Source organism: Cellulomonas sp. Marseille-Q8402 (assembly GCF_965119525.1).
Genome location: NZ_CBCPLX010000002.1, coordinates 52,581 through 71,280 on the forward strand (window position 1 = coordinate 52,581; position 18,700 = coordinate 71,280).

General features: G+C 73.4%; 16 protein-coding genes and 1 tRNA gene. 8 read left to right on the forward strand and 9 right to left on the reverse strand.

Going from position 1 to position 18,700, the window contains the following annotated elements; genetic code table 11:
- Positions 1-134 precede the first annotated feature (134 nt).
- Both ACWPWW_RS11320 and ACWPWW_RS11325 read left to right on the forward strand, forming a co-directional pair.
- Positions 135-1,640, forward strand: coding sequence for a hypothetical protein (locus ACWPWW_RS11320; RefSeq protein WP_454050481.1), 1,506 nt, complete (start codon positions 135-137; stop codon positions 1,638-1,640).
- A 233-nt stretch (positions 1,641-1,873) separates the two neighbouring features.
- Positions 1,874-4,321 (forward strand): hypothetical protein, encoded by a 2,448-nt coding sequence (locus ACWPWW_RS11325; RefSeq protein WP_454050482.1) that lies wholly within the window; start codon positions 1,874-1,876, stop codon positions 4,319-4,321.
- A gap of 222 nt (positions 4,322-4,543) precedes the next feature.
- Here ACWPWW_RS11325 and ACWPWW_RS11330 read toward each other — a convergent pair whose 3' ends face one another.
- On the reverse strand, positions 4,544-5,491 hold the full coding sequence (locus ACWPWW_RS11330; protein ID WP_454050483.1) for an LLM class flavin-dependent oxidoreductase: 948 nt from the start codon (positions 5,489-5,491) through the stop codon (positions 4,544-4,546).
- A gap of 80 nt (positions 5,492-5,571) precedes the next feature.
- On the opposite strand from ACWPWW_RS11330, the gene ACWPWW_RS11335 reads away from it, so the two are divergent.
- A complete protein-coding gene (locus ACWPWW_RS11335; RefSeq protein ID WP_454050484.1) occupies positions 5,572-6,135 on the forward strand; it encodes a dihydrofolate reductase family protein in 564 nt (187 codons plus the stop codon).
- A gap of 77 nt (positions 6,136-6,212) precedes the next feature.
- Here the strand turns inward: ACWPWW_RS11335 and ACWPWW_RS11340 are convergent, their stop codons facing one another.
- Both ACWPWW_RS11340 and ACWPWW_RS11345 read right to left on the reverse strand, forming a co-directional pair.
- Positions 6,213-6,809 (reverse strand): dihydrofolate reductase family protein, encoded by a 597-nt coding sequence (locus tag ACWPWW_RS11340; protein WP_454050485.1) that lies wholly within the window; start codon positions 6,807-6,809, stop codon positions 6,213-6,215.
- A gap of 42 nt (positions 6,810-6,851) precedes the next feature.
- Positions 6,852-7,622: a DUF1206 domain-containing protein gene (locus tag ACWPWW_RS11345; RefSeq protein ID WP_454050486.1), complete on the reverse strand. Its 771-nt coding sequence runs from the start codon at positions 7,620-7,622 to the stop codon at positions 6,852-6,854.
- A gap of 85 nt (positions 7,623-7,707) precedes the next feature.
- On the opposite strand from ACWPWW_RS11345, the gene ACWPWW_RS11350 reads away from it, so the two are divergent.
- The gene (locus ACWPWW_RS11350) at positions 7,708-8,148 is read left to right on the forward strand and encodes a hypothetical protein (RefSeq protein WP_454050487.1); all 441 of its coding nucleotides are present in this window, start codon (positions 7,708-7,710) and stop codon (positions 8,146-8,148) included.
- A gap of 30 nt (positions 8,149-8,178) precedes the next feature.
- On the opposite strand, the gene ACWPWW_RS11355 is transcribed toward ACWPWW_RS11350, so the two are convergent.
- Complete coding sequence (locus ACWPWW_RS11355; protein WP_454050488.1) at positions 8,179-8,781, reverse strand: response regulator transcription factor; 603 nt, start codon at positions 8,779-8,781, stop codon at positions 8,179-8,181.
- Positions 8,778-9,989: a sensor histidine kinase gene (locus ACWPWW_RS11360; RefSeq protein WP_454050489.1), complete on the reverse strand. Its 1,212-nt coding sequence runs from the start codon at positions 9,987-9,989 to the stop codon at positions 8,778-8,780. The genes ACWPWW_RS11355 and ACWPWW_RS11360 overlap by 4 nt, the downstream gene beginning before the upstream one ends.
- A gap of 152 nt (positions 9,990-10,141) precedes the next feature.
- Between ACWPWW_RS11360 and ACWPWW_RS11365 the strand changes: the two genes are divergently transcribed.
- Positions 10,142-10,639, forward strand: coding sequence for a small multidrug efflux protein (locus tag ACWPWW_RS11365; protein ID WP_454050490.1), 498 nt, complete (start codon positions 10,142-10,144; stop codon positions 10,637-10,639).
- Positions 10,640-10,749: 110 nt separating this feature from the next.
- On the forward strand, positions 10,750-11,463 hold the full coding sequence (locus tag ACWPWW_RS11370) for an SRPBCC family protein (RefSeq protein WP_454050491.1): 714 nt from the start codon (positions 10,750-10,752) through the stop codon (positions 11,461-11,463).
- 394 nt (positions 11,464-11,857) lie between these two features.
- On the opposite strand, the gene ACWPWW_RS11375 is transcribed toward ACWPWW_RS11370, so the two are convergent.
- The 3 genes from ACWPWW_RS11375 to ACWPWW_RS11385 all read right to left on the reverse strand — a co-directional run bounded on the left by ACWPWW_RS11375 (position 11,858) and on the right by ACWPWW_RS11385 (position 16,109).
- Positions 11,858-12,097 carry a hypothetical protein gene (locus ACWPWW_RS11375; protein WP_454050492.1) on the reverse strand — a complete coding sequence of 80 codons (240 nt, stop codon included), beginning with the start codon at positions 12,095-12,097 and terminating at the stop codon, positions 11,858-11,860.
- 488 nt (positions 12,098-12,585) lie between these two features.
- Positions 12,586-12,783, reverse strand: coding sequence for a hypothetical protein (locus tag ACWPWW_RS11380; protein WP_454050493.1), 198 nt, complete (start codon positions 12,781-12,783; stop codon positions 12,586-12,588).
- A 14-nt stretch (positions 12,784-12,797) separates the two neighbouring features.
- Positions 12,798-16,109 (reverse strand): RHS repeat domain-containing protein, encoded by a 3,312-nt coding sequence (locus ACWPWW_RS11385; RefSeq protein WP_454050494.1) that lies wholly within the window; start codon positions 16,107-16,109, stop codon positions 12,798-12,800.
- Positions 16,110-16,739: 630 nt separating this feature from the next.
- Here ACWPWW_RS11385 and ACWPWW_RS11390 point away from each other — a divergent pair.
- Together ACWPWW_RS11390 and ACWPWW_RS11395 are read left to right on the forward strand one after the other, a co-directional pair.
- Positions 16,740-17,864, forward strand: a complete 1,125-nt coding sequence (locus ACWPWW_RS11390; RefSeq protein ID WP_454050495.1) for an acyltransferase family protein — start codon at positions 16,740-16,742, stop codon at positions 17,862-17,864.
- Between the two features lie 5 nt (positions 17,865-17,869).
- Positions 17,870-18,325 (forward strand): hypothetical protein, encoded by a 456-nt coding sequence (locus tag ACWPWW_RS11395; RefSeq protein ID WP_454050496.1) that lies wholly within the window; start codon positions 17,870-17,872, stop codon positions 18,323-18,325.
- Positions 18,326-18,382: 57 nt separating this feature from the next.
- Here ACWPWW_RS11395 and ACWPWW_RS11400 read toward each other — a convergent pair.
- Positions 18,383-18,465: transfer RNA gene (locus ACWPWW_RS11400), tRNA-Leu, on the reverse strand.
- Between the last annotated feature and the right edge of the window lie 235 nt (positions 18,466-18,700).

Sequence of the window (18,700 nt, forward strand, 5' to 3'; positions counted from 1 at the left end):
AAGCCCGGGCGGCCTGTGGACGACCCTGGGTGCCAGCACCCAGACGACCGCCGATCACCTCCCGGACCGCTGCCGCCGTCACCACGCCCTGCCGATGGAACCCCTGATCAGACCCATCACGAACAGGGGATCCCATGCCACGCCTGCTCGACCGGGGCCGGCGGCTCCGCCGTCCCGCGGCCCTCGCGGCCGCTCTCACCCTCGGCGCCGTGCTCCTCCCGGCGCTGCCCGCCTCCGCCCACTCGTCCTCGCTCTCCGAGCCGACCTCCGGGGCCGAGCGCGTCGGGCAGTCCGCCACCTACGACTTCAGCTGCCGCCTGGACGAGGCGCAGGAGGCCCGTGGCGCGACGTGGTCCCTGTGGGCGTACCCGTCCTACGAGGAGGTCGACGCCGGAACGATCACGGACCTGACCGTCGACACCGCCCAGGAGCGCGCCGGCTCGTTCACCGTCGACTACACCGGCCGGGCCGAGCAGATGTACCAGCTGCACGTCGCCTGCCAGATGGACGACGGGTTCACGTTCCCGGCGAACCGCTCGTTCTACCTCGAGGGCGAGCCGGCCCCCGCGCCCGTCGTCGTCGCCCCCGCCGCCGTCACGCTCCCGGCCGCCGTCGTCGGCACGCCGGTCGTGCCCGACCTCGGCACGTGGACGCCGTCCGGGCTGACCTACACGTACCAGTGGCGGGTCGCCGGCGCGCCTGTGGGGAACGGCCCCGCGTACGTCCCGACGCCCGAGCAGGTCGGGCTCGAGCTGACCGTCGACGTCACCGGCTCCCTGCCGGGCACGGACGCGGTCCCGGTCACCGCGCCCGGAGGCCCGGTGACGATCCAGGCCGCTCCGGTGACCGACCCGGGTCCCGGCACCCCGGTCGACCCGGGCACGCCCGGCACGCCCGGCACCCCGGTCGACCCGGGCACGCCCGCCCCGGCGCCCGTCGTCCCCACGGTGTCCGCGCCCCCGGTCGTCACCGTGCCGGTCGCGACCCCGGCCACCCTCGACGTCACGGTCGGCGGCTCCCCGCTCCCCCGCGAGTACGTCGTCCGCGAGGGCGACACCGTGCTCAGCGGCGGTCAGCTCGCGCTGGACGGGATCATCCGGCTGGTCCTGCCGGTGCTCGCCCCCGGCACGCACGCGATCACGGTGGACCTCCCGGCCACGTCGGGCACCGCCGCGACCTCGGCCACGTTCCAGGTCGTCGTCACCGGTGAGCCCGTGCGCGCCGGCGGCTCCCCCACCGCCACGCTCGCGACCCCGAAGGCCGCCGCAGCGCCCGGTCAGCGGATGGAGCTCGTCGCGGAGGGCTTCGACGCCGGCGAGACCGTCGCGTTCTACCTGCACTCCGACCCGGTCTTCCTGGGCACCGCCGTCGCCGGGGCGGACGGCGTCGCGCGCCTGCTCGCCACCGTCCCCGCCGACGTCCCGGCCGGGGCGCACACGGTCTACGCCACCGGTGGCACGTCGGGCCGGTGGGCGACCCTGCCCATCGAGCTGGCCGTCCCCGCGGCCACGGCGGCAGCCGACGGCCGGCTCGCCGTCACCGGCTCGCCCGCGGGCGTCCTCCTGGCCGGGGCGTCCCTGCTCCTGCTGACCGGCGGCGGGCTCCTCGTCGTCCGGCGGCGCCTGCACGCCGGGAGCTGACCGCCGCAGCCGCACACCGAGAGGCCCCTCGATCCCGCGATCGAGGGGCCTCTCGTCGTCGGTGGCAGCTGGGGCCGGGTGCTAGCACCCACGCTCCCGCGGCTGTTCCTCAATTTCCCTGACACGTCCCGGTCCCCGACCGATCAGGCCTCCGTTCACACCACACGGGGAGCAGTCCCCGGCTACCTGGGGGAGTTCCTGTGCACGCAGTGCGCACCACGCGAGCGGGCCGTATGCGGCGTCCCGCTGCGCTGGCCGTCACGACGGCCGTCCTGGCGATCATGGTCCCGACCGGTGCGGCCGTCGCCGACGAGGGCGAGACCACCGACGCGTCCGTGGTCGAGGCCACGAGCCCGGTCGAGGTCACCGCGCCCGAGACCACGCCCGACACCCCGGCCGCGAGCGCCGACCCGGTGTCGGTGCCGGCCGACCCGACGCCGGTCGCCGACCCCAAGCCCGTCGCCCCGGAGACCGTGCCGGCCGAGGCGCCGGAGAGCACTCCGGTCGCCGAGCCCGCGCCCGTCGAGGAGCAGGCACCGGTCCAGGCCGAGGCGCCCGTCCAGGCGCAGACCGTGCCCGTCGACGACGAGGGCAGCTCGAGCGTCCAGGGCGCCTCGGACGAGGACCCGGGCTACGAGTTCAGCGGCTACGTCGTCCGCGGCGTGGTCGGCGACCCCGAGGACGGCGGCTACGCCGAGGTCGGCCGGACCCTGACCGTCACGGCGCCGGACTGGCTGCCGGAGGGGACCACGGTCACGTACACGTGGGAGGTCGGTGGGCTGCCGGTCTGGACGGGTGACTCGTACACCCCGAAGGAGTCGGACATCAACATGTCCATCTCCCTCGACATCGACCCGCACTTCCCGGACGAGTCCACGTCCGGGGGCGGGTGGATCCTCGTCGCCGAGACCACGCTGCCGGCGCAGGTCCCGACCACGCCGACGACCCCGACGACCCCGACGACCCCGGAGGACCCCACGCCTGAGGTCCCCGCCGAGGACGAGGGTGTCTTCTACCGCGACGTCGTCTACCGCGGCGTCTCGGAGTTCAACGGCGAGGCGAAGGTCGGCACGCCGATCACCGCGACCCCCGTCGGCGAGTGGCCCTCCACGACGGAGTTCGTCATCAAGTGGTACACGCCCGCCGCCGGCTGGGTCACCGGTACCTCCTACACGCCGACCCTGGCCGACGTCGGCAGCTACGTCGAGGTCCGGTACGAGCGCTGGGACGAGGGCGTCATCGCCGACTGGTCCAACCTCATCCTCGCCAGCTCGGTCGTCGACCCCGACGCCCTGCCCGAGATGTCCGAGGGCTCCGTCCAGGTCACCGGGTTCGAGCGCTCGAACCCGACGGTGGGCACCACGCTCGCGATCAAGGCCGACAACTTCCCGGAGAACGCGGAGTACGCGTACCGCTGGATGGTAGACGGCCAGCTCCGCAGCGAGGACTCGACCTTCACGCCGGCGGCCGCCGACCTCGGCAAGTTCCTCTCGGTCGAGGTGACCGTCAGCCACGAGGGCTACGAGGACTTCGAGTTCTCCCAGTACTTCGACAGCATCGTCGCCACCCCGACGGTCACCGTCGGCGCGGCCTCGGTCGTCGTCGGCCAGGACGCGCTCGTCAAGGTCACCGTCGCGGGGCCGCAGGGCGCGATCACGCCCGTCGGCACCGTCGAGGTCGCCCTGACCTCGCGCGAGACCGGTGAGGTCCGCACGTTCGACGGGGTCGAGCTCGACCACGGGGTCGCGTCGTTCACCGCGTCCGGCCTGAGCGTCGGCCTGTGGGACGCCGAGGCGTCGTACGAGCCGGAGCGACGCCCCTCGTACGTGTCGCTGGTCGCCCCGTTCGCGTCGTACCAGAGCGCCTACGTGAGCGCCTCCGGCTTCGGCACCGTCGAGGTCCTGGCCGCGACCCCCGTGCTGACCGCCCCGACCCAGCTGACCGTCCCGGTGGCCACCCGCGCCGTCGTGCAGGCGCAGCTGGCCGCGAAGGGCACCACCGTCTGGCCCACGTGGACCATCCGCGAGGGCGGCACCGTGCTCGCCTCGGGCAAGGTCGGCGCCGACGGCAAGATCGCCGGCACCCTGCCGGTGCTCACGATCGGCACGCACACGCTGGTGATCGACGTCGCAGCGGGCAAGCAGACCGCCGCGGTCTCCGCCGTGCTGACCGTCGTCGTGAACGGCGAGCCGGTCCAGGTCGGCGGCACGCCGAACGCCGAGCTCGACACCCCGAAGAGCGCCACCGCGCCGGGGCAGGAGATGGAGCTCGTCGCCGAGGGCTTCGAGCCCGGCGAGACCGTCGCGTTCTACCTGCACTCCGACCCGGTGTTCCTCGGCACGGCGGTGGCGGACGCGAACGGCGTCGCCCGCCTGATGGCCTGGGTCCCCGAGGACGTGCCGGCCGGCGCCCACACGGTCGTCGCCACCGGCGGCACCTCCGGCCGCTGGGCCAACCTGGCCGTGACGCTGGCCGTCCCCGGCGACGTCGTCACCCCGGTGGCCGCACCCGTCGCCGCAGCCCCGGCCGCCGTGTCCCCGGCTGCCGTCCCGGCCGCCACGACCGGCGACCTCGCGGTGACCGGCTCGCAGTCCGGCGTCCTGATGACGGGTGCCTGGCTGATGCTCCTGGTCGGCGGTGGCCTCGTGGTCCTCGCCCGCAAGGTGCGTGCCCTGCGCTGACGTCCGCAGACGCGCGGCCCCTCGACCCGGCTCCGGGTCGGGGGGCCGTCGTCGTCCCGGCACAGGTGCTAGCACCCAGAGAGGGCAGACCCGCGAGTCAGATCCCTGGCCGCGGCCGGCGGACGCCCGATGGGACAGACGTCCGCCAGGACCGACGGCCCCCGGACCCGCGGATCGGGTCGGGGGCCGTTGCCGTCCCGCGCGCCGCCGCGCCCGGGCGGGTCAGAGCACCGCCGCCAGCGCGTCCAGCGCGGCCAGCGGGTCCGGCCCCGCCGGGGCGAGCACCACCGCGTCCGCCCCCGCGGCCTCGAGCTCGGCCAGCCGCGCCCGGGCCTGCTCCGGCGTGCCGACCACGGCGAGCCGGTCCACCCACGCGTCGGGCAGCGCGGCGGCGAACGCGTCGCGGTCCGGGGTGCGGTCCCGCAGCTCCCGGAACTCCGCGGCGAACGGCAGCGGGTCGATGTGCGGCGCCCAGCCCGGGTCGCCGACCCAGCCGAGCGCCGGCCGGACCCGCGCCCGGGCCGCGTCGGCGTCGGCGTCCACCGCAGCCACGTCGTACGCCACCACCCGGTGGCCCGGGGCGTCGCCGATGTGCCCGCGCGCCACCGACAGGTACTCGGGCCCGACCGGCTCGGCCAGGACCGTGCCGTCCGCGCACCGCCCCGCCGCGGCCAGCGACCTCGGCCCGCGCACCCCCGCGATCACCGGCGGCACCACGGACGGCGGGTTCTCCAGCCGCACGCCGTCCAGGTGCACGTGCCGGCCGTCGACCGTGACCTCCTCGCCGCGGAGCAGCGCGCGCAGCGCGGTCACGTACTCCTCGAACGCGCCGACGGGGCTCGCCGGCCAGGCGCCGACCTGCCGCATCCAGTCCGGCATGCCGTGCCCGATGCCCAGGTGCAGCCGCCCGGGGAACAGCTCGGCGACCGTCGCCGCCTCCATCGCCGCGAACGCCACGTTGCGCGCACCGACCGGCAGGATCCCGACGCCGACCCGGATGCGCTCCGTCACCGCGAGGACGGCGGCGGCCTGCGCCATGCCGCCGCGGAAGCCCAGGTCCTCGACCACCCACAGCTCCGCGAAACCGAGGGCGTCGGCGCGCCGGGCGTAGGGCAGCACCTGGTCGGCAGGCAGGTCGCGGGGCAGCAGGACACCGGTGTCGAGGCTCATGACCTCGACTCTAGGGGTGCCACGTGCTCTGCTGTCCCGGAGGTCCCGCACCGGTGCGGGACGCGCCCCGGGAGGTCGCCATGGCCACGCTCGTCTACTCCGCCATCACCTCGCTCGACGGGTACGTCGCCGACCGCGACGGCCGGTTCGACTGGAGCGTGCCCGACGAGGAGGTGCACCAGCGGGTCGACGACCTGCAGCGGGACGTCGGGACGTACCTGCTCGGGCGCCGGCTCTACGACGTCCTGGTCGCCTGGGAGACGATGGACACCACGGACGAGCCCGCAGCGGTGCAGGACTACGCCCGGCAGTGGCACGCCGCGCGCAAGGTCGTCTACTCCACGACGCTGACCGAGCCCCGCAGCGCGCGCACGCAGGTCGAGCCGGCGTTCGACCCCGAGGCGGTCCGGCGGCTGCTCGCCGGCTCGCCGCACGACGTGCTGATCGGCGGGCCGCACCTCGCGGCGCACGCGTTCCGCGCGGGACTGGTCGGGGAGGTGCACCTGTTCGTGTCGCCGGTCGTCGTCGGCGGCGGGACGGCGGCTCTGCCCCCGGACCTGCGGCTCGACCTGTCGCTGGTGGACGTCGAGCGGTTCGGCAACGGCGTGGTGCACCTGCACCACCGGGTGCACAGCGAGGGCTGAGTGGCGTCACCCGGGGCGTCTCAGGCGCACAACGCGATCCAGAGAACTCCTTGCTCGACCAGACGGCTCCGGGCTCGTCACCGCAGCACGGGGAACGACAGGTGCGTCACCCGGTGCCCCTGCACCGCCGACGTCGGGTCGCCCAGCACCGCCGGCCACTCGACGGCGTCGGTGAAGTAGGGCCGCCCCGTGCCCAGGAACACCGGCACCAGGTCCACGTTGACGGCGTCCAGCAGCCCCGCCCGCAGCGCCTGGGACGCGATCGTGCCCGCGGCGACCCCGACCACCTTGTCCCCCGCCAGCTCCTGCGCGGCGGCCACGGCCTCGACGATCCCCTCGTGCATGACCACCAGGTCCGGGGACCCGAGCGCCGCCGACGCCGTGACGGGCCGGTGCGTGAGCAGCACGAAGGGCACGCCGAGCGGGTGCACCCCGCTCCAGCCGTCGGTGAGGTCGAACAGCTCGCGACCGACGACGAGCGCGCCCAGCGACTCGCGCCACGCCAGCCAGTACGCCGCGCTGGCCTCGGTCAGGCGGAACGCCGGCAGGTCGCCCGCGTTCTCCACGACGACGTCGCCGTCGTCGTACCAGCCGAACAGCTCGTCGATGCCGTGGTCCGGCCGCGCGATGAAGCCGTCCAGCGACGTGGACGCCGACGCGATGACCTGGCCCATGCCCGCGACGCTAGACCCGCTGCCCGCGACGGCGGAAGTGCGTCAGACCTTCGCGTGCCGCGCCCGCCCGAACGCGTACACGCCGTAGGCGGCGAACCCGAGCGCGATCAGCGTGAGCAGCACCGCGCCGAACGGCAGCCCGGCCAGCGCGTGCAGCGCGGCGTCCAGGCCCTGGGCCTTCTCCGGGTCGCTCTGCACCGCCGCGACCACGAGCAGCACGCCGACGACCGCGAGCGCCCCACCCTTGCCGATGTACCCGACCTTGCCGGCCGTGCGGACCCACGGCGCCGGGCTGGACTCGAGGTCCTCGAGGAACTTCTCCTTCCAGCCCTTCACCACGTGGTAGCCGCCGACCACCACGACGCCCGCGCCCACCAGCCCGACCAGCACCCGGCCGAGCCCCGACGACATCAGGCTCGACGTCGCGCCACCCGATCCGCCGCCCGAGCCGCTGGTCAGCACGGACACCGTCGTCCACGCCAGCACCGCGTACGTCACGGCCTTCGCCGCGGCCTTGGCCCGGTCCTTCGCCTCGCCCCACGCGATCGCCTCGGTGGCCTGCCACAGCGCGAGCAGCACGAACCCGACGAGCAGCACCCACAGGAGCGCCTTCCCGAGCCCGTTCCCCGCGACCTGCTGCAGCGCCCCCGACTGGTCCGCCTGCTCGCCGCCGGACGTCCAGGCCAGCTGGACGGTCACCCAGGCCAGCAGCAGGTGCAGGACCCCGCTGGCCGCGTAGCCGAGGCGAGCGCCCTTCTCGAGGAGGGGGTGGTCGCCGGCGCGCGACGCCGCTTGCTGGACGTGTCCGGTCATGGGACGAGAGTGGCATCGGTGCGCCACCACCGCGCGCGGAGCGAGGGACCTCCGGCCCGGACCGCCCCCGCTCCCGAGGAGCAGGGTGACCCCTGTGCAGACGGACGAGTCGACGCCGCAGGGCGACGTCATCCAGCAGGCGCGGCACCGCGCCGAGATCGTGCGGGAGCACGCGGAGCAGGCCCTCGACATGGCCGAGCAGCAGGGCGGCCCGTTCGACTTCCTGTCGATCGCCATCGCGGCGCACTGCTCCGTGAGCTACCTGCGGCAGCACCGTGAGCTCGCCACCCGGATCCGGGCGCTGCAGGCGACGGTCCCGCGAGACGCGGTGGACGACCGCACCGTGGCGCTCCGGAGCCGGCTGTCCCGGGCGCAGCACCGGGTGGCGGGCCTCCAGGAGCAGGTGGCGCGGCTGGAGGCAGAGAACGCCCGGCTCCGGGACCGGCTGTCGCTCGTCCGGTCCGTACCGGCGGTGCGGCTCGGTCCGGGGGTCCGCCGGCCGGGCGATCCGCGTCGGACCGCGTAGGTCCCACCAGTGCCGCAGCCGGACGACTGCTCAGATCCACCCGCGTTCCTCGGCCGCGAGCACGGCCTGCTGCCGCGTCGGAACGCCGACCTTGCCGAGGATCGACGACACGTGGTTCCGCACCGTGCCCGGCGACAGGTGCACGGTGGCGGCGATCTGGGCGATCGTCTCCCCGCGCCGGCCCGCGCGCAGGACGTCGAGCTCGCGGTCGGTCAGCGGGCTGCGCTCGTCGGCGAGCGCGTCCGCGGCGACCTCCGGGTCGACGTACCGGCGGCCGGCGGCCACCAGCCGGATGACCTCGGCGACGTCCTGCGCCCGTCGGGACTTCGGGAGGAACCCGTGCACGCCGGCCTGCAGCGCCCGGCGCAGCACGCCGGGTCGCGCGTGCCTCGTGACGACCAGGCAGCGCGTCGGCACCGTGCGGGCCAGGCGCTCGGCCGTCTCGATGCCGTCGATTCCCGGCATCTCGAGGTCGAGCAGGCACACGTCCGGCCGGGTGCGCGCCGCCTCCGCGAGCGCCTCCTCGCCGGACCGGCACTCGGCGACCACGTCGAGGTCGGGCTCGAGGCGGAGCAGCATGGCGAGCGCGCTGCGGATCATGTCCTCGTCGTCGGCCACGAGCACCCGGATCATGCGCGCACCCCCTGCCCTGCCCGACCGGCCGGCACGACGACCGTCAGCTCGAAGTCGTCGTCGGTGCGGACGTGGACCGTGCCGCCCAGAGCGCCGATCCGGTCCCGGATCGCGGCGATGCCGGACCCCGCGGGCCCTTCCTCGTCCGCGCCGGGGTCGCGGTCGTTCGCGATGACGTACCGCCACCGGTCCGCGTCACGCCGCAGGCTGATCCGGGCCCGGCTGCCGGCACCGTGCTTGAGGACGTTCGTCACGCTCTCGCGGACCAGCGGCCCGAGCACGTCGGCCGGGGCGTCCTCGGCGCCGGGGCCGAGCACCACCTCCACCTCGTGCCCGGCGGCGCGCAGCAGGTCGGCGGCGTTGGCCAGCTCGTCGGGCAGCGGGACACCCCGGAACCGGGTCGCCAGGTCGCGCGTCCCCGCGCGGGCCTCGTCGACGGACACCCGCGCCGTGCGGATCTGCTCGGCCGCGGCGGCCGGGTCGTGCTCGATCAGCCGCTCCGCCAGCTCGAGCTGCAGGGCCAGCACCTGCAGGTGGTGCCCCTGCAGGTCGTGCACCTCCCCGGCCAGCCGGAGGCGCTCGCGCGTCGCGGACAGCGCGCCCTCCGTCTGCCTGGCCCGGTCCAGCTCGCGCACGATGTCCCACCACCACAGCGAGAACGCCGACAGCGCCGGGAGCAGGAGGACGAGCGTGGGCGGCAGCGTCGCGACGTCGGCGTCTCCCGGCACGTCCGTGGCGAACCGCGGCGCGTCCACCACCCAGAGCCCCGCCAGCACCACGGTCAGGACGACGACCAACCGCCAGCGGATGCCCGCGGGCCAGGGAAGCAGGCTCAGCAGGAACGCCACGACCCCCGCCGAGATCATCCACGAGCCGGTCGTGACCCCCAGCAGCGCCGCGCCGACGCCTCCCGCCGCCAGGGCTGCCGCGGTCCGGCGCCGACGACCGCGGTCCGGCACCTCGTCCTCGCCGTGCGCGGCACCCGCCGGGTAGTCGAGCACCAGCAGCGCGGCCGCCCCCACCTGCAGCACGACGCCCGCCGTCGCGAGGCCCGGTGCCGCGGCCACCACCGCCGCCGCCGGCAGCTGCCGGAACCACAGCCACCAGTTCGCCAGGACCAGGAAGTCCAGCAGCACGAGCCCGGCGACGGTGTACCACCAGGTCGCGCGCACGCCGACGGCGACCGCCATCCGCCCGGGAGCACCCATGGGCCCGACCGTACGGGCATGACATCCGTCATGCCCCGACCCGCGCGACCCCACGGAACCGGGTGACACCACGCCACTGCCGCGCAGCTGGTCCGCGGCCGTTGCATGGAGACACCGAACCGCACGTCCCGTCCGCAACCCCGGGGGTCACCATGGCAAGCCTTCCCGACGTCGTCCCGCAGTTCCAGGAGCTGGTCGCCCAGCTCCCCGCCTGGCTCCAGCCCGCGGGCGTCGCGCTCGCCGGCGCGGTGCCGTTCGTCGAGGGCGAGGGAGCCGCGGCCATCGGGGTGGTCGGCGGCATCGCCCCGGTCCTCGCGGTCGTCGCGGCCATCGCCGGCAACTTCCTGGCCGTGCTGGTGGTGGTCCTGGTCAGCATCCGCACCCGCACCGCCGTGCTGACCCGCGGGGGCCGGCTCGTCGCCGCCCCGAGCGCCCGGCGGCAGAAGTTCGACCGCGCGTTCGCCCGGTACGGCGTCGCCGGAGTCAGCCTGCTCGGTCCGCTGCTGATCCCCACGCACTTCACCGCGGCGGCACTGGCCGCCTCCGGTGTCCCGCGGGCGCGCATCCTCACGTGGCAGGCGGTCGCGATCACGCTGTGGACCGTCGGGATCAGCCTCGTCATCACGGGCGTCATCGCGTTCGCGCGCTGACCGGTCGCCGGGGGCGGCTGCCCGCGCGCCCGGCACCGTCCGCGCGCATGCTGGGGAGGACCGGGCTGCAGCCCCACCGGCCCGGGCGAGGCTCGACGTGAGGAGCAGTCATGACCACGAAGGTCGAGAAGTCCGTCCTGGTGAACGTCCCCGTGAGCGTGGCCTACAACCAGTGGACGCAGTTCGAGGACTTCCCGCAGTTCATGGGCGGCGTCACGAGCGTGACCCAGCTGGAGGACGACCGCCTGCGCTGGGTGGCGGAGATCGCCGGTGTGAAGCGCCAGTGGGAGGCACGCATCCTGGAGCAGGTCCCCGACCGCAGGATCGCCTGGGCCGCCACCGAGGGCGCGACCAACGCCGGTGCCGTCACCTTCGAGGACCTGGGCGGCGGGCAGACCTCGGTGCACCTGACCCTCGAGTACGAGCCCGAGGGGCTGGTCGAGAAGGTCGGCGACAAGCTGAACGTGGTGGAGAACCAGGCCGAGAAGGACGTCGAGCGGTTCAAGGCGTTCATCGAGGCCGAGGGCTACGCCACCGGCGCCTGGCGCGGCTCGGTCGACCAGGGTGCCGGTGCGGGCACCCCCGGCGTCCAGGACGCCGCGGCGTCCCAGGGCGACACGGGCAAGGCCGGCGTCTCGGCCAAGGCCGTGGCCGCCGGGGTGGGCCTCGCCGCCGCCGGCGCCGCCGCGGCCGCAGCCACGGCCGCGCGCTCCGGCGACGGGGACCAGGACGTCACGGTGGACGAGGTCGACGCCGTCACGCCGGTCGTGGTCGAGGAGGTCGTGGTCGACACCGACGTGCCTCCGCCGTCCGACGTCCGCTGACCGCTGCCGGCGTCACCCCGCGAGGAGGAGAACCCCGGTCGGAACCGTCCGGCCGGGGGTTCTCGCCGTGCTCGTCCGTTCACCGGCTCCCGGTGCCCAGGAGGGCCGCCACCTGCCGCCTGATGTCCGTCGACCCCGGCCCCGGCGCCGACGGGCGCGGCCATCGCCAGGAACAGCACCGCCGACACGACGTGCGCGAGCGTGGCCGCCTCGGCGTCGGGCACGCGGTCGTCGCGGCGCAGGACGCCCGCAGTGGCTGCCTCCGTCTGCGCCACGATCGCGACATCCGGTGTGGGACCCATACCCTCCGACGAAGGCACTTCCGGCGCCTCCGGCTACGGACACTCGCCCTTCACCGGCGTCGACGTAGCGGGCGCCCCGGCTCGCCGTGATGTCACCGGCCAGCGTTCTGATCCGCGGCGTAGCTGCACGTGGTCGTACCCGAGACGTCCTCGCGGGTGGCCACCCGACCCGCGCTGTCGTGGTCGTCTTCGATGTCCGGGTTGGCGGACGTGGTGTCGTGGTCGAGCGCGAGGAGCCGGTCGAGATCGTCATAGGTGCAGCTGGTGGTGACGCGGTTGCCGTCAGAGGCGGTCGCAGTGCGCCCGTACTGGTCGTAGGTCAGGTTCCGCACGCCGAGGCTCGTGCCGACGGGCGGGGTGAACGACGTCAGCTGCTTGTTCGCGTCGTACCCGTAGGTGGTGGCGCTGCCCTACTCCCACGTGGACGATGCACCGCCCTGGGTCGCGAGGTCGGTGAGCGACTCTCCGGCGTTCGCGCCGTAGGTGTACGTGGTGGTCTGGGCGCCGGTCCCGGAGCCCTGCGTCTGTGTGGCTGGGCCGATGCTCGGCGTGAACCTCGCACCACGCTCGCGGCCCTCGGCGCCACCGCGACTCGTCACCTCCGACGAAGAAACCCCCGGTCGGATCTCTCCGACCGGGGGTTCCGGTGATGTGGCTTGTTGGGCTAACTCTCCGACCAGGTGGTACGTATCTGCAGGTCAGGGGCTGTGTAGAGGCTGATGGTGGTGTTGTGTACAGGCGAACAGCCGGAGATCGGTCAGCGACGCCCCCAACGATGCGACGCCGCTCCAGGATCACGCCCGTCGTAACGTCGCACTGATCAGCTGGTGATCAGGAAGACAACCCCAATGCCGAGGGCGATCAGGAAAACCCCGCCGCCGCGAAGGATGCCGGCCTGACCAGGTTCGGTCGCATTCTGATCCCCCCTTCGCACGGACCACCTGAGGATCTGCCGCGGGAAGAGGAGGCACGCCAGACCCCCGCCCAGCAGGACCGCCAGGCCGATCCACCCGGTCACAGAGCCCATACTCGTCACCCTCCGATTCCAGCGGTGATGGCGCCGCTGGCGCAAGACCACCCCAGGTCGCTCCGGCTGGCGCGCTTGCCCTTGACCTTGGAGGAAACACCCTCCCCGAACATGCCACCCACGCATCCAGCGCCCGCAGTGACAATAGCCACCGCTGCGACTGTGAGACCGAGAGGTAATCCTACGGTTGCGGCGAAGGGCGCGACGATGACGGCGGTGAGCACGGCTCCGGCGACGTCTCCGACGAGGTCAGCCCCGGACTTCAGTCCCGTGGGGTCGACGTAGTTGATCGGGTTGTTCGCTGCGTAGGCGTACCGGTTGGCGTTGGACGGGTCGAGGGGTGCGTCGAGGGTGTCCATCTGGGTCCAGCGACCTTCGCCGGCGTCGTAGTAGCGGGCGCCGTTGAGGGTCCAACCGGTGACCCGGTCGTTGAGGCCGCCGGTGAACATGAACGGGGTGTACGCCTCGGCGACGGACTGCTCGGTGAGGTCGGCGACGCCGTAAGGGTCATACTCCCAGGCGTCGGAGACGGTGTTGTTCTGGGTGATCAGCGCCAGCGGGGAGCCGAGGTTGTCGTAGACGTACATCGACTGGTCGTCGATGTTTCCCGAGTCGGACCGGATGACCAGCGGGGTGCCGTTGGCATCGTGCTCGAGGTAGGCCCGGGAGCCGGAGTGGTAGACCTGCTCGATGATCGGCTTGCCGACGGAATTGGTGCGCCCGTACCCGTAGCGGTACTTGTCCTGGCCGTTAGGGTCGGTCTGGGCCAGGAGCTCGCCGTTGCCGACGCCGGCGTAGGTGTACTCCCAGGTGCCGTTGTTCTCGGCTGTGGCCAGCTGGCCGCCGGCGGTGTAGGTCAGGTCACCGGCCTCGGGGTCGCTGATGAGGTTGCCGGCTCCGTCGTAGGCGAAGCCCGTGCTGGTGGTCTGGTTCCCCGCGTTGTAGGTCCGGGTCTGGGTGCCCTCCGGTCCGGTGGCCGTGAGCCGGTTGCCGCGGGTGTCGTAGGTGTAGGAGTAGGTCTCGGCGGGCAACGGGTTGCCGTCGCCGTCGGTGCCGGCAGTAACGGAGACGCCGGTGAGCCGGTTGGCGCCGTCGTAGGTGTACGAGGCGACCTGGCCGGTGATGTTGTCCTTGCGCCACTGGATCAGCGACCGGTCGTTCGCAGCCGTGCCGGAGCACGTCGGTGCGGTCGTGCCGGCGGTGTAGCACAGGGTGATGTCGACGACCGGGGTGATGTTGCTGCCCCAGCTCGAGGACTCGGCCTTGATGCCGGTGATCCGCCCGGACGGGTCGTACGTGGACGTCGAGTGCGCGGCCCAGGCGGTGTTGTCCTCGTTGGTGCGCATCCAGGTGTCGGTGCGCCGGCCCTTGTCGTCCAGGGCGAACCGGGTCCAGCTCTCGTCGTCGCCCAAGCGGGTCACCTGGGCGGTCTGAGAACCGGCGTCGTCGTAGAGGTACTCGGTGGTGCCGCGCCCGTCGGTGGTGGTCTTCGGGCGGGAGGACTTGTCGTAGCTGTAGACGACCGGCTCGGCATCCAGGGTGTGCACCCGCGACGTGAGCCGGGACATGGAGTCGTAGCTGTAGGTCGTCGTGCCGGAGACGTCCTCGCGAGTGGCGACGCGCCCAGCGGTGTCGTAGTCGTACTCGATGTCCGGGTTGGCGGGCGTGGTGTCGTGGTCGAGCGCGAGGAGGCGGTCGAGGTCGTCGTACGTGTAGCTGGTGGTGACCCCGTTGCCGTCGGAGGCGGTCGCGGTGCGCCCGTACTGGTCGTAGGTCAGGTTCCGTACGCCGAGGCTCGTGCCGGTGGGCGGGGTGATCGACGTGAGCTGCTTGTTTGCGTCGTATCCGTAGGTGGTGGCGTTGCCGGTGTTGCCCGGTGCGGTCGCCGTGGCGACGGTCCCGTCCGCGTTGTAGGTCAGCGCGGCCTCGGCGGCGAGGGCATCAGTCGAGGTGAGTTGGTTACCGGTGCCGTTGTAGGTGTACAGCGAAGAGTTCCCGGCGTCGTCGGTCATCCCGCTGGGCGAGTACTTCGACGCAGCGGAGGTGTTGCCGTACTCCCACGTGCTGGAAGCACCGCCCTGGGTCGCGAGGTTGGTGAGCGACTCCCCGTCGTTCGCGTCGTAGGTGTACGTGGTGGTCTGCGCCCCGGTACCCGAGCCCTGCGACTGGGTGGCCGGGTCGATGTTCGGAGTGAAGGTGGCGCCACGCTCGCGGCCCTCGGCATCGACGGCCTTGGTGACCTGGCCCTGCATGTCCGAGGTCAGCGTGTACGTGGTGTGCGGTCCGGATGCCGGGGATCCGGCCTGGTCCTGCTCGGGGTCGGACACGAGCGTCTCGGTGTCCGCGGTGTAGGCGAACCGCGTCCAGGAGTCGCCGAAGTTCTGCGCCACCGCGGTGACGCGGTTACGGCCGTCGTAGGTGAACTCCGTGGCCGGGACACCCGGCGCGGAGATCTTCGTCAGCAGAGCACCGTCGTACTCGAAGGTGGTGTCGCGCCCGAGCGCGTCGGTGATGACCTCGAGGCGCCGGTCGGAGTCGTACCCGAGCTGCACGGTGCGGCGGTCGTTCGCCGGTCCCTGCGCGATCTCGTACGCCTGCTGGTCGTCGTAGGACAGGTCGACGTCCAGGTCGCCACCCCCGCGCGTGGCGGTGATCGTCGTGGGCATGCCGGACCCCGCAGGGCCGTAGACCAGGGTGTGGGTGTTGGCGTTGCGGTCGGCGACCGAGTGCGGGAAACCCGAGGCGTCGAACGTCCACTTCTGCTGCGAGCCGTGGTCGGTGAGCGTCCACCCACCGCCGGCGACCGCGACGAGGTCGGCGGTGATGCCCGCGGGCGGGGCCCAACCACCGGCGCCGTTCGGGACGAACGTCGCTGCCTGACCCGAACCGGCGAACAGGATGACGGAGCCGTCCGCCTGGGCGGACAGGATGTGTCCGGCGGTGGCGAACCAGCCGCGACCGAAGGGCGACACCGGCTGGTCCTGGATGGTCCCGGCGCCGATGGCGAACGAGTTGTACGCCAGATCCACCGGCAGGTCGCCCGTGACACCCGGGGCTGACAGACCGGTCGCGGTCACCTGGAGGTTGCCGGTCGCGACGTCGACCGCCGCGCTGACCCGGTCACCGACCTGGAACGGCACGGTCGTCGCCCCCTTGCGGGAACCGGCTCCGACGAGCGGCTGCACCTGGCTCGCCTGCAGTGCCGACACCGGGGAGCACGACGAGGCGTCGCACGAGGCCACCTGCCACTCGACGTCCTGCCCCGCCGGCAGCGCCGGCAGCGTCAACCGGGCGACCGACCCGGAAGGCACGGACACGCGCGTCCCGTTGGCCAGGTCCCACGTCCCGGCTCCGGCACGTCGAGCGAAGAACTGCCCGTCGACGCTCCCGCCATCGGGGTCCGACACGGTGGCCGCCAGGACCGGCGTGTGAGTCGCCGCTCGCTCGAACGTCAGACCACCTGGAGCCCCTGGCGCGGCGGCAGCGGCGGGCAGGGCCGTCACCACCAACGCTCCGACACTCGCGACGACAACCGCACGCAACCGACCCCGCATCGGGTCCCCCTCGGCTCGTGACGCCTGACCGCTCGTGCGGTCGGGCCGCCGCGCTCTGCCTACCGGCGCCGCGACAATCGCGTGGGTGAACTAATTCGAGTTCATCCATTCGGGTTGCTGTGCTCACCGGTTCGGCCCATTCCGCCGAGGCGGCGGACTTCAGCCGACCGGCCGACCGCGAGACGGATGTGTCTCAGGCGCCACATATCGACCTCGCCGCAGGTGGCGGCGTCCCGAACTCCGCTGCCGTACCGCCGACCGAGGCAAATCGGCGCATCCAAACGGGTGAATGCCCGACATTCACGCCCGGTTTGCCCGACTTGTCCGTAAGGTCCGAACCCGGCGTGCACGGTAGCGCGTCCGGCGGCGGGAGCCGGTCACCCAGGGGGCGTCGTGACGATCGAGACCACCAGCAGCACCCGTGTCGAGGGCGTCGACGCGCTGCGCGGACTGGCCGCGATCGCGGTGTTCGTGTGCCACATCGGCGGGTACTGGGGCTTCCTCGACCTGCCGGGCAAGCTCCCGCAGCTGATCGCCGCCGGTGCGCACGGAGTGGACGTGTTCATCGTCATCTCGGGGTTCTGCCTCGCGTTGCCGTTGGCCGGGCACCGCCGGGGCCTGCGCGTTCCCTCGTTCTACGGTCGCCGGGCGTGGCGGATCCTGCCCCCGTACTACGTCGCCCTCGCGATCGCCGCGGTCCTGGCGCTGCTGCCGGCGACCTGGCACCTCACCGTCGCCCGGCAGGCCACGTTCGGTGACGTGCTGCTGCACCTGGTCACCGGCCAGGCGTGGGTTCCCGGCGAGGTCGGCACGATCAACGGGTCGCTGTGGTCGGTCGCGCTGGAGGCGCAGCTGTACCTGCTGTTCCCGTTGCTGGTCCTGGCCTGGCGGCGCTGGGGGATCGTGCCGGTCCTGGTCGGAGCCATCGTGCTTGACCTGGTCTGGCGGTCGGCGGGTGCTCTGGGCGGTCCGGCACCGCTCGGGTCGGACCTGGTCGTCCCGGCTCGGCTGGACCAGTTCGTCGCCGGCATGGCCTGCGCCGTGGTGATCCGGGCGGGCTTCGCCTGGTCGACGCGTCGTTCGCTGGTGACGTTCGCGGTGGCGACCCTGGTCGCGCTCGGGACCTCGACGCTGAACCTCGGCATCGTCACCGGGGTCACGTGGGCCGCCGCCGGGGCGAGCGCCGTCCTGCTGCTGGCGGGGCCGGTCGGCCGCGCCCTGGGTGGCACCACGCTGGAGCGGTTCGGCGCCCGGTCGTTCAGCTTCTACCTGCTGCACCAGCCCGTCCTGCTGGTGCTCGCGCCGCTCGTGGCCGTGCTGCCCGGAGGGACCCCCGGACAGCTGGTCCTCGGCGGGTTGCTCGCGCTGGCGATCACCGTCGCGCTCGCCGAGGTGCTGTACCGGGCGGTGGAGATGCCGAGCCATCGGGCCGGGCGGCGGCAGTTCCCGCAGACGGTCGCTCCGGCACCACGGCCGCACCCCCGTACCGACCCCGCGCTCGAGCCGACGACGGTGTAGCTCCGGTGCAGCACGGCGGTGCGCTCGGGACGGTGGGCCTGCTCCTGCTGGTCACCGGCTGCGCGCGCGCCGCCGAGCCGACGCCCCCGGACTCGTGGCGGGAATACGACACGCTCGATGCTCTGGCTGAGGACGCCGCGCTCGTGGTCACCGGTGTCGCGCAGAGGCAGGCGGGCACCGACGAACGTCCGCTGGTGCAGCTCTCCGTCACCTCGACACTCGCGGGCGCCGCACCGGCGGACGACCCGATCTGGTTGGCGCTCGACCCGGCTGTGCCGCTGGAGCTGCATCCTGGCTTCCGGTACGTCCTCTACCTCGAGGAGGACGTCAGCGGTTCGTACACCGTCGTCGGGCCAGGAGCGTTCGAGCAGCCACCCGGCGCCACGTCGTTCAGCCGGATCGCGGGCGCGCCTGACGGGCTTCCCGGGTCCGTGACCCTGTCGGACGTCGACCGCTCCTGAACGCCGCAGACGAGGAAACCCCCGGTCGGATCTCTCCGACCGGGGGTTCCGGTGATGTGCGCGAGGCGGGATTTGAACCCGCACGCCCTTTCGGACACTGGCACCTGAAGCCAGCGCGTCTGCCGTTCCGCCACTCGCGCGCCGCAGAAGATTAGCACGATCCGGGGGTCGCTCCTGACCACCCCCTGGGCGCCCCTCCAGCGGCACCTCCGGCCCCGGTCAGGCGCCTGCCGCACGCACATCTCCCACACCCCCTCGCGCAGCTCGTTCACCAGGTCCGCGCCGCGCCGCCGTCCACAGGGGCGGGCCGGAGACCGACCGCGTGGCTACCATCTACGCAGGATGTCGGCACCACCCGGGTGCTCGGCGGTACAC

Bases quoted from the DNA above. Each gene is read 5' to 3' on its own strand.
- ACWPWW_RS11320 (WP_454050481.1), top strand. From the start codon at position 135: ATGCCACGCCTGCTCGACCGGGGCCGGCGGCTCCGCCGTCCCGCGGCC.
- ACWPWW_RS11370 (WP_454050491.1), top strand. From the start codon at position 10,750: ATGACCACGAAGGTCGAGAAGTCCGTCCTGGTGAACGTCCCCGTGAGC.
- ACWPWW_RS11365 (WP_454050490.1), top strand. From the start codon at position 10,142: ATGGCAAGCCTTCCCGACGTCGTCCCGCAGTTCCAGGAGCTGGTCGCC.
- ACWPWW_RS11345 (WP_454050486.1), bottom strand. From the start codon at position 7,622: ATGACCGGACACGTCCAGCAAGCGGCGTCGCGCGCCGGCGACCACCCC.
- ACWPWW_RS11325 (WP_454050482.1), top strand. From the start codon at position 1,874: ATGCGGCGTCCCGCTGCGCTGGCCGTCACGACGGCCGTCCTGGCGATC.
- ACWPWW_RS11340 (WP_454050485.1), bottom strand. From the start codon at position 6,809: ATGGGCCAGGTCATCGCGTCGGCGTCCACGTCGCTGGACGGCTTCATC.
- ACWPWW_RS11360 (WP_454050489.1), bottom strand. From the start codon at position 9,989: ATGGGTGCTCCCGGGCGGATGGCGGTCGCCGTCGGCGTGCGCGCGACC.
- ACWPWW_RS11330 (WP_454050483.1), bottom strand. From the start codon at position 5,491: ATGAGCCTCGACACCGGTGTCCTGCTGCCCCGCGACCTGCCTGCCGAC.
- ACWPWW_RS11355 (WP_454050488.1), bottom strand. From the start codon at position 8,781: ATGATCCGGGTGCTCGTGGCCGACGACGAGGACATGATCCGCAGCGCG.
- ACWPWW_RS11335 (WP_454050484.1), top strand. From the start codon at position 5,572: ATGGCCACGCTCGTCTACTCCGCCATCACCTCGCTCGACGGGTACGTC.